8 protein-coding genes and 2 pseudogenes are annotated in these 13,699 nt (G+C 68.6%); 4 read left to right on the forward strand and 6 right to left on the reverse strand.

What is annotated here, in order from left to right:
• Both ACFE71_RS08965 and ACFE71_RS08970 read right to left on the reverse strand, forming a co-directional pair.
• A pseudogene (locus tag ACFE71_RS08965) lies at nt 1–517 on the reverse strand (NADP-dependent malic enzyme); the annotation flags it as partial.
• Nucleotides 518–557: 40 nt separating this feature from the next.
• Complete coding sequence (locus tag ACFE71_RS08970) at nt 558–965, reverse strand: winged helix-turn-helix transcriptional regulator (protein ID WP_375428457.1); 408 nt, start codon at nt 963–965, stop codon at nt 558–560.
• Nucleotides 966–1,063: 98 nt separating this feature from the next.
• Between ACFE71_RS08970 and ACFE71_RS08975 the strand changes: the two are divergent.
• A pseudogene (locus ACFE71_RS08975) lies at nt 1,064–1,811 on the forward strand (SDR family oxidoreductase).
• 71 nt (nt 1,812–1,882) lie between these two features.
• Nucleotides 1,883–4,459: a DNA mismatch repair protein MutS gene (gene mutS / locus ACFE71_RS08980; RefSeq protein WP_375428472.1), complete on the forward strand. Its 2,577-nt coding sequence runs from the start codon at nt 1,883–1,885 to the stop codon at nt 4,457–4,459.
• A gap of 43 nt (nt 4,460–4,502) precedes the next feature.
• On the opposite strand, the gene ACFE71_RS08985 is transcribed toward mutS, so the two are convergent.
• A complete protein-coding gene (locus ACFE71_RS08985; protein ID WP_375428458.1) occupies nt 4,503–5,423 on the reverse strand; it encodes a manganese catalase family protein in 921 nt (306 codons plus the stop codon).
• A gap of 344 nt (nt 5,424–5,767) precedes the next feature.
• Here ACFE71_RS08985 and ACFE71_RS08990 point away from each other — a divergent pair, with 344 nt between their 5' ends.
• On the forward strand, nt 5,768–8,515 hold the full coding sequence (locus ACFE71_RS08990) for a [protein-PII] uridylyltransferase (RefSeq protein WP_375428459.1): 2,748 nt from the start codon (nt 5,768–5,770) through the stop codon (nt 8,513–8,515).
• Nucleotides 8,516–8,555: 40 nt separating this feature from the next.
• Here ACFE71_RS08990 and infC read toward each other — a convergent pair whose 3' ends face one another.
• The 3 genes from infC to ACFE71_RS09005 all read right to left on the reverse strand — a co-directional run bounded on the left by infC (nt 8,556) and on the right by ACFE71_RS09005 (nt 12,058).
• On the reverse strand, nt 8,556–9,086 hold the full coding sequence (gene infC / locus ACFE71_RS08995; RefSeq protein WP_375428460.1) for a translation initiation factor IF-3: 531 nt from the start codon (nt 9,084–9,086) through the stop codon (nt 8,556–8,558).
• 63 nt (nt 9,087–9,149) lie between these two features.
• Entirely contained in the window at nt 9,150–11,159 is a 2,010-nt protein-coding gene (gene thrS / locus ACFE71_RS09000; RefSeq protein ID WP_375428461.1) for a threonine--tRNA ligase, read from the reverse strand.
• 83 nt (nt 11,160–11,242) lie between these two features.
• Nucleotides 11,243–12,058: an LD-carboxypeptidase gene (locus tag ACFE71_RS09005; RefSeq protein ID WP_375428462.1), complete on the reverse strand. Its 816-nt coding sequence runs from the start codon at nt 12,056–12,058 to the stop codon at nt 11,243–11,245.
• Nucleotides 12,059–12,144: 86 nt separating this feature from the next.
• On the opposite strand from ACFE71_RS09005, the gene ACFE71_RS09010 reads away from it, so the two are divergent.
• Nucleotides 12,145–13,581: a glutamate ligase domain-containing protein gene (locus tag ACFE71_RS09010; RefSeq protein WP_375428463.1), complete on the forward strand. Its 1,437-nt coding sequence runs from the start codon at nt 12,145–12,147 to the stop codon at nt 13,579–13,581.
• Nucleotides 13,582–13,699: the final 118 nt, after the last annotated feature.

Genomic DNA, 13,699 nt, shown 5'->3' on the forward strand with positions numbered 1-13,699 from the left:
TCGCGGTGCCGTGCTGGTCGTCATGGAAGACGGGGATGTTCATCCGCTCGCGCAACGCCTGCTCAATGATGAAGCATTCGGGGGCCTTGATGTCCTCCAGGTTGATGCCGCCGAAACTCGGCTCCAGCAGCGCCACGCAGTTCACGAACGCGTCGACATCCTCCGTGTCGACCTCCAGATCGATCGAGTCGACATCGGCGAAGCGCTTGAACAGCACCGCCTTGCCCTCCATCACCGGCTTCGACGCCAGCGCGCCGAGGTTGCCGAGCCCCAGGATCGCGGTGCCGTTGGAGATCACCGCGACCAGGTTGCCCTTGGCGGTATAGTCGTAGGCGGTGGCCGGATCGGCGTGGATCGCGCGGACCGGCACCGCGACGCCGGGCGAGTAAGCGAGCGCCAGGTCGCGCTGCGTCGCCATCGGTTTGGAGGCGACGATCTCGATCTTGCCCGGCCGCCCCTCCGAATGGAACAGCAGCGCCTCGCGCTCGGAGAATTGCAGACTGGGTTCGTCGGACATACGGCGGCTCCTCGGGCACGGCAGGCCTTAGGGGGTACGGTCAGCCTTGGGAACGGTGCTGAACGGCGGCGCGCGCGTCGAAGGCGGCGCGCGCCGCCTCGATGCGATCGACGTTGCGCGCCGCCCACACCCATACGCCGCAGAACGCCTGGCTCAGGTCCGCGCCCAGCTGCGTCAGCCGATACTCGACCTTGGGTGGGACGATCGGATGGACGGTGCGGACCACCAGCCCGTCGCGCTCCATGAGCCGCACCGTCTGCGTCAGCATCTTCTGGCTGATCCCGTCGCACAAGGCGGCCAGCCGGGTGAAGCGCAGCTCGCCATGTTCAGTCAGCACTTCGAGCACGATCATCGTCCATTTGTCGGCGACGCGGCCGATCACGTCGGTGACCAGGGCTTCGACGCGCGGATCGAGGTCCTCTAGGTAGTCGTGCGCGTGTGTCGCCATTGATGGTTTCCTGTGGGTAAGTAGTGCACTTCGCGGTACCTTCTTCCCGTTCGTAACCGCCCCGATTATCTCGCGTCCAGTCACTAAGGAGGACGATCATGGACATCACCGGCAATACCATCCTCATCACCGGCGGCGGCACGGGCATCGGTCGCGGGCTCGCCGAGGCGCTTCACGCCAAGGGTAACCACATCATCGTCGCGGGTCGCCGCGCGGAGCCGCTCGACGAGGTGGCCCGCGCCAATCCGGGGATCGCGACCGCGCAGGTCGACATGGCCTACTCCGCGTCGATCGCGGCCCTGGCGTCGCGCGTCGCCGCCGAGCATCCGGCGCTCAACGTGGTGATCCAGAACGCGGGCATCATGATGCCCGAGGACATGACGGCGGACGGGTACGGCGCCGCCGACGCCGAGGCGATCATCGCGACCAACCTGTTGGGCCCGATCCGGCTCACCGCCGCGCTGCTCCCGCACCTGAAGGATCAGGCGCGCGTCGGTCGTCACCGTCTCGTCCGGGCTCGCCTTCGTGCCGCTCGTCGCGACGCCGACCTACAACGCGACCAAGGCGGCGATCCACAGTTGGTCGCAGTCGCTCCGGGCGCAGCTGTCGGACACCGCCATCGAGGTGGTGGAGATCGTCCCCCCAGCCGTGGCGACCGACCTACTGCCCGGGAATGCGGAAAATCCGAACTCGATGCCGCTCCAGGCGTATATCGACGAGGTCATGAGCCTGATCGAGGCGAACCCGGACGCGCATGAGATATGCGTCGAGCGCGTCGGTCTCCTCCGAAACGCCGAGCGCCAGGGCAATTACGACCAGGTCTTCGCGATGCTCAACCAGCACTGACGGTTTCGTTTCGGAGCCGCTGGCTCTAATCGGCGGGAATGGTTACCCAGGCGATTCCCGCCCCCACCCCGATGATCGCGCAATATCTCGCGCTAAAGGACGAGGCGGGCGACGCGCTCCTTTTCTACCGGATGGGCGACTTCTTCGAGTTGTTCTTCGACGATGCGCGGGTCGCCGCGGCCTGTCTCGACATCGCGCTCACGGCGCGCGGCGAGCATGACGGCCGGCCGATCCCGATGTGCGGCGTCCCCGTCCATGCCGCGACCGGCTATCTCGCACGGCTGATCAAGGCGGGGCACCGCGTCGCCGTCGCCGAACAGACGGAGACCCCCGCCGCCGCCCGCGCGCGCGGCGGGTCCAAGGCGCTGGTCGGGCGCGGGATCGTGCGCGTCGTCACCGCGGGAACGCTGACCGAGGAGGCGCTGCTCGACGCACGGGCGGCGAACTGGTGCGTCGCGATCGGCGAGGTCGGGGGCGAAGTGGCGCTCGCCGCCGCCGACATTTCGACGGGGCGGTTCGAGGTGATCCGCGCCGACGCGGGCTCGCTTCCCGCCGAACTCGCCCGCCTGTCCGCCGCCGAGGTGATCGCGTCGGAGACGACGGGGTACGCGGAATGCGCGACGACGCTCCGCCCGAAGGTGGATTTCGATAGCGCGAACGGCGAGGCGCGGCTCCGGCGGCTGCACGGCGTCGCGACGCTCGACGGCTTCGGGCAATTCGGCCGCGCCGAACTGGCGGCGGCGGGCGGGCTCGTCGCGTACCTGGAGCATAACAGTAAAGGTGCCCTCCCCTTCCTCCGCCCGCCCGTCCTCCACGCCTCGTCCGACACGATGGCGATCGACGCCGCGACGCGCGAGAGCCTGGAGCTGTGCTGCACGGCGGCGGGCGAGCGGAAGGGCTCGCTCCTGGACGCGGTCGACCGCACGGTGACCGGCGGCGGCGCGCGGCTGCTGGGCGCGGATATCGGCGCACCTCTCCACGACCGTGCCGCGATCGACCGACGGCTGGACTTGGTCGCCCACCTGCATGACGACGCTGTCCTGCGCGAGCGGCTTCGCGCGACCTTGCGCGCCCTCCCCGATCTCGGCCGCGCTCTCGGGCGGCTGGCCGCAGGTCGGGGCTCCCCACGCGATCTGGCGCAGCTACGCGACGGGCTCGACGGCGCATGGAACTTCGGCGAGCGGCTGGCGGGACTGGACCAACCGCCCGCGCTGCTCGCCGAACTCGCGCCGCGCCTGCGAGGGCACGGCGCGCTGATCGACCTGCTCAAGCGCGCGCTGGTGCCGCAGCCGCCGATCGAAGCGGGCGACGGCGGCTATATCGCGCCCGGCTATGACGTCGCGCTCGACGATCTGCGTGACGTAGGCTCGGGCGGTCGCCGCGCCATCGCCGCGCTCGAGGGCGAGCTGCGCGCCCGCGCGAACACCCCCACGCTCAAGATCCGTCATAACGGCGTGCTGGGATACCATGTGGAGGTGCCCGCGCGCGCCGCCGACCCGCTGATGCGCGCCGATAGCGGCTTCACCCACCGCCAGACGCTGGCGGGCGTCGTCCGCTTCAATACGCCCGAACTCCACGAGATCGCGATGCGCGTGACGCAGGCCGGCGGCCACGCCCTCGCCGCCGAGGCCGCGCATCTGGAGGAGCTGACCGCCGCCGCGCTCCACACGCGCGACGCCATCGCCGACACCGCCGACGCGCTCGCCCGGCTCGACGTCGCCGCCGGCTTGGCGGAGCGCGCGGCGGAGGGCGGCTGGGTCCGCCCCCGCCTGGTCGAACATCCGTGCTTCGAGGTGGAGGGCGGCCGCCATCCGGTGGTCGAGGCGGCGCTCGCCAAGCGCGGCGACCGCTTCGTCGCCAACGATTGCCGTTTGTCGGAGCAGTCGCGGCTGTGGCTGGTCACGGGGCCGAACATGGGCGGCAAGTCCACCTTCCTCCGCCAGAACGCGCTGATTGCGGTGCTCGCGCAGGCCGGATCGTTCGTGCCCGCGACGAGCGCGACGCTCGGGCTTGTCGACCGACTGTTCAGCCGCGTTGGCGCGTCGGACAACCTGGCGCGCGGCCGATCGACCTTCATGGTCGAGATGGTGGAGACCGCCGCGATCCTGGCGCAGGCGACCCCGAACAGCTTCGTGATCCTGGACGAGGTCGGGCGCGGCACCTCGACCTATGACGGGCTCGCGATCGCCTGGGCGGTGGTGGAGGCGGTGCATGAGGACAATCGCTGCCGCTGCCTGTTCGCGACGCATTATCACGAACTGACGCGTCTCGCCGAACGCCTCCCCGCGCTGTCACTTCGCCACGTCCGCGCGCGCGAGTGGAAGGGCGAGCTGGTGCTGCTCCACGAACTGGCGGAAGGTCCCGCCGACCGCAGCTACGGCCTGGCTGTAGCGCGACTGGCCGGGATGCCGCCCGCCACCGTCGCGCGCGCCAAGTCAGTGCTGGCCAAGCTGGAGGCGGGCCGTGCGAAGACGGGTGGCCTGGCGGCGGGACTCGACGACCTGCCGCTATTCGCGGCCGTCGCCGCTGCCGAACCCGCTCCCGACCCCCTGCGCGCGGCGGTCGAGGCGCTCGATGTGGATGCGCTCACGCCAAGGGAGGCGTTGGACGCGCTGTATCGTTTGAAGGCGACGGCGCGCGGGGAATGAACGCGTGACCCTCTCCCGCGAAAGCGGGAGAGGGTCACGAAAATCAACGCGATTTCTGATATAGCTTGTTCGCGATCTCGAACATCTCCTCGGGCGCGTAGTCGGGCGTGAACGCGCAAGGCACGCCCGCGAGCTGCTGGATCTTGCCACCCTCGGGCAGCCCGTCGACCACCTCCAACGCGCCCGGGGGATCACCGGGCAACGCGACCTCGTCGTTCGACCAGATGCCCGCGATCTCCTTATAGTCCTCCGGACTCCAGGTGTAGAGTCGCCGGTGCGATCCCTCGTCCAAATACTTCTGGCATTCGGGAATCTTCGACAGATCGATGTTGGGCGTGGGAAGCATCTTCTTCAGGTCGACGCCCGTGATCTTCTGCAGCGCCAGCGCATAGGCGTGCGCGTGGACCGACCCGCGCACCAGCAGGTATCCGCACACCTCGCGGCCCGTCGGATCCGACAACGTCTCATACACGCGCAGCTTATGGAGGCGCGCACCGCATTCGAGGTGGAAATTATGCAGCAGGTCCGTCACGACGTTGCCCGTCGTGGTGATGAAGTCCTTGTTCCACGACAGCCCGTTCGAGTCCGCCGGCGTCGCGCCACCACCGTGTGACAGGAAGCTCGCCGCGTCGCGGATCTCGGCCATCTGCTTGAACGGCGTGTCCGCGATGTCGCCGCCATCGCCCGTATCGTCGCCGTCCGGCCCGTTGGCCAACATGTTCACGCCGGCCGATACCAGCTCCACATGCCCAAGCTCTTCCGCGGTGATCGAGGCGACCAGGCTGTAGAAGGGCCGCAGCTTGGATTTCGAGCGGAAGTTGAACGACTGGAACATATAATTGCCCAACGTCGACATCTCGCCGTACTTGCCGCCCAGCAGCTCGCGCAAGGCGGCGGCGGCGTTTGGATCCTGCTTCTCGGGCGGGGGCAGGTCGGCCTGCAACTTATCGACTCGCATGAACATGGAAGGATGCTCCGTACGGAGTGGGGGATTGCCTGAACGAGGTGCCGGGCGCGCTCGTTGCACTCCGTTCATCTTGTTTCACCTGCGACGAAACGCACGGCCGCGGACCGCCGATGCGATGAAAAAGGCTGTCCTACGGATTGCCCCTGTGAAACAGGTCGCACGATGCGATGCCCCGCCCACCTGTCGACTGCGAGTACGCGCCCGGCCCCGGAACCGACCCGTCGAGATGTGCGATCTCGTGTGAAGGTCGTCAAACTCGCGAAGGGCCGCTCCGGGCTGGTGCGGGCGAAGTCCAACACCTCCCGACGCCTCAACTTCCTAAACTTGTTCAGGCTCGCGGCGTGACCGACCGCTTCGCCGCGCTGGCCGATCCGGACGCGATATGCGACCGGCGCGCACTCGCCGACGCGGTCGCGGCGCTGCCCGATGCGGAGGCGGGAACGCTTCGGCGCGGTGTCGCGCGGCTGTTAAGGGAGGCGCTGGATACCGGGCGTGCGGAGATATCGCGGCGACTGGCGGAACGGCCGTCGCGCGGGCTGCGGGCGGCGAACGCGCAGGCGTTCCTCGTCGACCAGCTGGTCATCGTCCTCCACGAAACGGTCACCACGCGCCTGTACCCCAGCCACAATCCAACCGCCGGCGAGCGCCTGACCGTGCTCGCCGTCGGCGGCTACGGCCGCGGCGAGATGGCGCCGCATTCGGACGTCGACATCGCGTTCCTGACGCCCGGCAAGCGCACCCCTCATACCGAGCGCGTCATTGAGTCGATGCTTTACGCCTTGTGGGATTTGGGACTCAAGATCGGTCACTCCAGCCGATCGCTGGGGGAGATGATCGCCCAGGCCAAGGCCGACGTGACCGTCCGCACCGCGCTGCTAGAGGCGCGGCACGTTTGCGGCGACGGAGCACTCTATGGCGAGGCGGCGGGGCGGTTCAAGGCGGATGTCCAGGCAAATGGGACGCGCGCCTTCATCGCGGACAAACTCGCCGAGCGCGACGCCCGTCATCTGAAGATGGGCGACACGCGCTACGTCGTCGAACCCAACGTGAAGGAGGGCAAGGGAGCCCTGCGCGACCTCCATGCGCTGTTCTGGATCGGCAAGTACGTGTTCGACGTCCCGCGCGCGGCCGAGCTGGTTGGGGCCGGGCTGTTCACTTCGGACGAGTACCGACGCTTCAACCGCGCCGACGATTTCTTCTGGGCGGTGCGCTGCCACCTGCATCTGATCACCGGCCGCGCGGAGGATCGGCTGACCTTCGACGTCCAGCGCGAGGTGGCGGCGCGGATGCGGTTCCACGATCGTCCTGGTCGATCGGCCGTGGAACGCTTCATGCAGTATTACTTTCTCCAGGCGAAGTCGGTCGGCGCGTTGACGGGCATGTTTCTCGCCCATCTCGATGAGCGGTTCGCGGGCCGTGGGCGTCGCTGGTTCGAGCTGCCGACGATCCGCCGGCGACCGGCCAGGCTGGGCGGCTTCGTGCTCGACCGCGGGCGGCTGGCGCTCCCGACCGACGGCTTCTTCGTGGAGGATCCGGTGCGGCTGATCGAGATCTTCACGCTCGCCGACCGGCACGGGCTCGAGGTGCACCCGCTGGCGACCCGCGCCGCCGCCCGCGACGCCAAGCTGGTCGACGACAAGCGCGACGATCCGCGCGCAAACGCGCTGTTCCTGGAATTGCTGACCTCCCGGCGCGACCCGGAGCTGGTGCTGCGCTGGATGAACGAGGCCGGGGTGTTCGGCCGCTTCGTGCCCGATTTCGGCCGCATCGTCGCGCAGATGCAGTTCGACATGTACCACCATTACACCGTCGACGAGCACACGATCCGGATGATCGGCCTACTTTCCCGGTTGGACAACGGCGAGCTGAAGGAGGATCACCCGCTCGCCAGCGTGGTCGTCCGGCAGATCGTCTCGCGCCGCGCGCTATACGTGGCCGTGCTGTGCCATGACATCGCCAAAGGACGCGGCGGCGATCACTCGGTGCTGGGCGCGGAGGTCGTCGACCGGCTCGGCCCCAGGCTCGGCCTGAGCCCCGCCGAGGTGGAGACGGCGTCCTGGCTGGTGCGCCACCACCTGCTGATGTCGCACACCGCATTCAAGCGCGACCTGTCGGACTTCAAGACGATCCTCGACTTCGCGCAGGCCGTCCAGAGCCCCGAGCGTTTGCGGCTGCTGCTCGCGCTGACGACGATCGACATCCGCGCGGTCGGGCCGGGCATATGGAACGGCTGGAAGCGTCAGCTACTGGACGATCTGTACGAGGCGGCCGAGGAGGTGCTCCGCCTCGGCCACAAGCAGCGCGGTCGCGCCGAACGCATCGCCGCCAAGCAGGCGACGTTGCGCGAGACGCTGGACTGGGCCGAGCCGCGCTTCGCCGCCCATGTCCGCCGCCTGCCCGAGACCTACTGGATCGCCGAGCCCGACGAGGTGCTCCTCCACAACGCGCGCTTCATGACGGGCGCGGAGGGTACCGAGCTCGCCATCGACGCGCAGGTCCATCCCGACCGGGGGGCGACGCTCGTCACCATCGCCGCCGCCGACCATCCCGGGCTGTTCTACCGCATCGCGGGCGCGATCCATCTGGCGGGCGGCAACATCATCGACGCGCGCATCCACACCACGCGCGACGGCGCGGCGATCGACAACTTCCTTGTCCAGGATCCGCTCGGCCGCCCGTTCGACGAGCCGGGCCAGCTCGCCCGCCTACGCTCCGGGATCGCGGACGCGCTCGCCAATCGGGGCCGGATGACCGACCGGCTCCAGGCCAAGCCCGCCGTCCGCGCACGCGCCGACGCTTTTTACATCGCCCCCAACGTGTTGATCGACAACCGCGCGTCGAACCGCTTCACCGTGGTCGAGGTCAACGCCCGCGACCGCCCCGCGCTCCTCAACCAGCTCGCCCACGCGCTGTTCGAGTCGCAGGTCACGATCCATTCCGCCCACGTCGCCACGTACGGCGAGCGCGCGGTCGACACTTTCTACATCACCGACCTGACCGGCGACCGCATCGAAGCGGGCGCGCGGCTCCAAGCGCTGGAGCGCCGCCTGCTCGAAGCCGCGGCCGGCGAGCATTTGGAAGCGGCATGAAGAAGGAGCGGCGAGCGTGGTAGCGCCGCGCCGCCGGGACTCACTTCGGCGCGAGCACCATCAGCATCTGCCGGCCTTCCATGCGGGGATAAGCCTCGACCTTGGCGACCTCGGACGTCGCTTCGGCCACGCGCTGGAGCACCGCCATGCCTAGCTGGCCGTGGCTGAGCTCGCGACCGCGGAAGCGGAGCGTCACCTTGACCTTGTCGCCCTCCTCGATGAACTCGTGAACCTTCTTCATCTTGGTGTCGTAATCGTGGTCGTCGATGTTCGGACGCATCTTGATCTCCTTGATCTCCTGCGTCTTTTGCGACTTGCGCGCGAGGTTGGCCTTCTTCTGCGCCTCGTACTTGAACTTGCCGACGTCCAGGAACTTGGCGACGGGGGGGTCGGCGTTGGGCGATACCTCGACCAGGTCCAGGCCGAGTTCGTTCGCCTGCGCCATCGCCTCGCGCGTGTACATCACGCCGAGATTCTCGCCCTCATGGTCGATCACCCGAACCTTGGGACTCTGGATGAACTCGTTGAAACGAGGTCCGTTCATCTGTGGCGCCTGCTGCGGCCGGCGCATCGTGGGAGGGGGTATGGAAGTTTCTCCTGGAGTTATGGGACCACGGATATAACGCTTTCCCCGTCAGCGCGAAAGGTCCGGCGGCGCGGCTTCTTTGCGCAATCGTTCGACCATCTCGGTCAGGCCGACGACCTCCTGCCCCTGGCTACCCAAACGGCGAAGCGCGACCGTTCCCTCCTCCGCCTCGCGCTTGCCGAGCACGAGCAGGTTCGGGACCTTGGCCAGGCTGTGCTCGCGCACCTTGTAGTTGATCTTCTCGTTCCGAAGGTCGGTCTCGACGCGGATGCCCGCCGCGCGGAGCTCCTCGGCCACCCGCCAGGCATGATCGTCGGCATCCGACACGATCGTCGCCACCACCGCCTGCACCGGCGCCAGCCAGAGAGGGAAGCGGCCCGCATGATGTTCGATCAGGATGCCGATGAAACGCTCGAACGTCCCCAGGATCGCCCGGTGGAGCATCACCGGCCGATGGCGCTGCCCGTCCTCGCCGACATAGCTCGCGTCCAGGCGCTCGGGGAGGACGGTGTCGGTCTGGATCGTGCCGACCTGCCACGTGCGCCCGATCGCGTCCGTGAGGTGGAACTCCAGCTTGGGCGCATAGAACGCGCCCTCGCCCGGCAGCTCCTCCCACCCGTACTCGGGCGTGTCGCGACCTGCCGCCCCGACCGCATCGCGCAGCGACTGCTCCGACCAGTCCCACATCGCGTCCGAGCCGAAGCGCTTCTCCGGCCGAAGCGCGAGCTTGATAGCGTATTCGTTGAAGCCCAGGTCGCGATAGATGCTGTCGAGCAGGTCGCAGAAGGCGCGGACCTCGCCGATCAGCTGGTCCTCGCGCACGAAGATATGCGCATCGTCCTGCGTGAACTGGCGGACGCGGAGCAGGCCGTGGAGCGCGCCATGCGGCTCATTGCGGTGGCAGCAGCCGAACTCGGCCATGCGGACGGGCAGGTCGCGGTAGGATTTGATCCCCTGCCGGAAAATCAGGACGTGCGCGGGGCAGTTCATGGGTTTCAGCGCCATCAGGTCGGCGTCGCCCGACAGCACCGGTCCTTCCTCATCGCCCCCCTCTTCGCCGACATGCGGGATCTCGTCGGGGACGACGAACATGTTCTCGCGGTACTTGCCCCAGTGACCCGACTGCTCCCACTGGCGCGCATCCATGAGCTGCGGGGTCTTCACCTCGTCATATCCCGCCGCATCCAGGCGGCGGCGCATGTAGGCCTCCAGCGCGCGCCAGATCAGATAGCCCTTGGGATGCCAAAACACCGACCCCTGCGCCTCGGCCTGGAGGTGGAACAGGGCCATCTCCTGACCGATACGGCGATGATCGCGCTTGGCGGCCTCCTCCAGCCGGGTCAGGTGCTGGTCGAGCTGCTTCCGGTTCAGCCAGCCCGTGCCGTAAATACGGCTCAGCATCGCGTTCCTCTGGTCGCCGCGCCAATACGCCCCCGACACGCGCGTCAGCTTGAACGCCTGCGGATCGAGGCGACCGGTCGAGGGCATGTGCGGCCCCCGGCACATGTCGAGCCACTCGCCCTGGCGATAGATCGTCAGCTCCTCGCCCTCCGGAAGCTCGGCCGCCCACTCGGCCTTGAAACGTTCGCCCTGACTCGTCCAGCGATCGATCAGCTGTCGCCGAGACCACACCTCGCGGACGAACGGCTCGTCGCGCGCGATGATCCGGCGCATCTCCTCCTCGATCGCGGGCAGGTCCTCCTCGGTGAACTGCCGATCCTTGGGCGCGAAATCGTAATAGAAGCCGTCCTCGGTCGCGGGACCGAAGGTGATCTCGGTGCCAGGATGCAGGTGTTGCACCGCCTCCGCCATGACATGCGCGAAATCGTGACGCGCGAGCTCGAGCGCGTCGGCCTCGTCGCGCGCGGTGACGAGCGCCAGGTCGGTGTCGCCATCGAACGGCCGTCCGAGATCGCGCACCTCCCCGTTCACCCGCGCGGCGAGCGCCGCCTTGGCCAGGCCTGGGCCGATCGCGGCGGCCACCTCGGCCGGGGTGGTTCCGGGCGCGACCTCACGGACGGAACCGTCGGGCAAGGTGATGCGGAACATGGCGGTCATCGGGATCGGTCTCGCTTCTCGGCTTTGCGGGTGCTGCGCGCCTTATGTCTCGTGGATCGTCGGAGGCAAGACGGGCGGTGCGATCACGCCACGCCGAAGGGTACCACGCGATTGGTCTGGGTGTGCCCGACATCCGCCTCGCCCAGGAACGGAACGCCCATCTCCGCGCACCAGCGGCGGATGCTCGTATCGAGCGGTTCGCCCCAGGGCGGATCGTTGGGCTGGATGTCCGTGACGCCCCCCAACCGCACGCCCGCCAAGCCCTGGAGCTGGGTCGCGTGGGCGAGCTGGGAAAGCATGCGGTCGACGCGGTACAAGGGTTCGGACACTTCCTCGATCAGCAGCACATGATCGGTGAGGTCGGGCAGCCAGGGCGTGCCTATCATCGCGACTAGGATCGACAGGTTGAACGCGGCGGCGGGGCGGTCACCGAGACCCGGCTCAAGCCCCTGCCGGTCGCGCGCCACCATCCAACCAAGCGAGCGCGCGACGGTACGGTCACCGCCTTGGCGGCCTATATCGATCGCCATCGGCCCGTGCGCCGGGCGGCCGATCCGCCGGGCGTAGAGAGCGCCGAGCAGGAAGCCCATGTCGGAATAGCCGACATAGCTCTTGTTCCCCGCAGCGGGGCCGAGCCGGGGCATGACCTGCGCGAGGATGCGATTGGAGCCGTAGCCGCCCCGCGCGAACCACACCGCGTCGATGCCTGGATCGTTCGCGACCTCCAGGAACGCGGCGGCGCGGACCGCATCGGAACCGGCGAAATGGCCTTCGCTCGCGAAACATTGCGGATGGATGAGAAGATCGACGTGTGGATGGGCGATGGCGGCGAAGGCGGAGACGCGCGATGCGACCAGCGGGTTTATGGGCTTGGCGGGGGCGACGACGGCGATCTTCATTTGACGTGGTTGTGCCGCCCAAGCGCCGCGAAGTCGAGCGGCGCGGCGGCTTGCCCCCCCGCCCCGCCGCCGATACCGGCCGCGGTATGATGAATGAACATCCTTGTTTCCTGGTCGGCATCGGCGGGTCCGGAATGATGCCGCTGGCGATGATCCTGCGCGCGCGCGGTGTATCGGTGGCGGGGTCGGACCGGTCGCTCGACCAAGGACGCGTACCCGCCAAGTTCGACGCGCTACGTGCTCTCGGCATCGACCTGTACCCGCAGGACGGGAGCGGGGTGACGGATGCGAACCTGTTGGTGGTCGCGTCGGCGGCGGTCGAGGAGAGCGTACCCGACATCGCCGCCGCGAACCGGTTGGGGTGCCCGCGCGCGACGCGGGCCGAACTGTTGGCCGGACTGTTCAACGCCGCGACGCTCCCGATCGGCGTGGCGGGCACGAGCGGCAAGTCGACCGTGACTGGGATGATCGGCTGGATCATGCACGCGACCGGACGCGATCCGACCGTGATGAACGGTGCCGTGATGAAGAACTTCGTGCGCGACGACGCGCCCTTCGCGAGCGCGCTGGTCGGCACGGGGCCGGCGTTCGTCAGCGAGGTGGACGAGAGCGACGGATCAATCGCGCTGTACGCGCCCCGGATAGCGGTGCTCAACAATGTCAGCCTCGATCACAAGGGACTGGACGAGCTGCGGCTCCTGTTCGGCGGGTTTCTAGACAAGTCGCGCGTGGCGGTGGTCAACGCCGACGACGCGGACGCGGCGGCGCTCGGCGCGGCGTTGCCGGAAGGGCGGGTGACGAGCTTCTCGGTCGAGGGCGCGGCGGACCTCGTCGCCCGGAACCTGCGCGAGGAACCGTTCGGGGTGCGGTTCGACTTGGAAGCGGGCCACCTGGCGGTGTCGGTCGCGATCAAGGTGCCCGGTCGACACAACGTGTCGAACGCGCTTGCGGCGATCGGCGCGGCGTTGGCCGCGGGCGTCGCGCTCTCGGACGCGGCCGAGGCGATCGGCGGGTTCACAGGGCTCAGGCGGCGGATGGAGCTGGTCGGCGAGATGGGCGGCGTCGCGGTGATCGACGATTTCGGGCACAATCCGGACAAGATCGCGGCGACGCTCGACACTCTCCATGCCTTTGCGGGGCGGCTGTTGCTGCTGTTCCAGCCGCACGGCTACGGACCACTCAAGGTGATGGGCCGCGAGCTGGTGGCCACGTTCGCGGAGAAGATGCGCGGCGGGGACATGTTGGTGATGCCCGATCCGGTCTATCAGGGAGGCACCGTGGCGCGCGAGGTCGGGAGCGGGGACATCGTGCGCGGCGTGGTTGAAGCCGGACGCGACGCGCGGTACGTCGCCGACCGGGCCGAGGCGGCGGCGATGCTGGTCGAGGCGGCCCGCGCGGGCGACCGGATCGTCGTGATGGGCGCGCGCGACGATACGCTCAGCCTGCTCGCGCAGGGGATGCTGCGCGACCTGGGCGCGCGTCAAGCATCCCTGACCGCCGGCGGCGTGAAACGGGCGATCTAGCGCCGACGCCCGACGCCCGACGCCCGATGCGCGATGCGCGATGCAAGGTGTCGACGAACTCGCGCTCATGCTCGGTACGGGCCGTCGCCTTTGGGTCGTTGGGCGGGAGCCGCGGGCT

This window comes from uncultured Sphingomonas sp. (genome assembly GCF_964237155.1).
GTDB lineage: Bacteria > Pseudomonadota > Alphaproteobacteria > Sphingomonadales > Sphingomonadaceae > Sphingomonas.

Bases quoted from the DNA above. Each gene is read 5' to 3' on its own strand.
- infC (WP_375428460.1), bottom strand. From the start codon at position 9,086: ATGCGCCGGCCGCAGCAGGCGCCACAGATGAACGGACCTCGTTTCAAC.
- thrS (WP_375428461.1), bottom strand. From the start codon at position 11,159: ATGACCGCCATGTTCCGCATCACCTTGCCCGACGGTTCCGTCCGTGAG.
- ACFE71_RS08985 (WP_375428458.1), bottom strand. From the start codon at position 5,423: ATGTTCATGCGAGTCGATAAGTTGCAGGCCGACCTGCCCCCGCCCGAG.
- ACFE71_RS09005 (WP_375428462.1), bottom strand. From the start codon at position 12,058: ATGAAGATCGCCGTCGTCGCCCCCGCCAAGCCCATAAACCCGCTGGTC.
- ACFE71_RS09010 (WP_375428463.1), top strand. From the start codon at position 12,145: ATGATGAATGAACATCCTTGTTTCCTGGTCGGCATCGGCGGGTCCGGA.
- ACFE71_RS08970 (WP_375428457.1), bottom strand. From the start codon at position 965: ATGGCGACACACGCGCACGACTACCTAGAGGACCTCGATCCGCGCGTC.
- mutS (WP_375428472.1), top strand. From the start codon at position 1,883: ATGATCGCGCAATATCTCGCGCTAAAGGACGAGGCGGGCGACGCGCTC.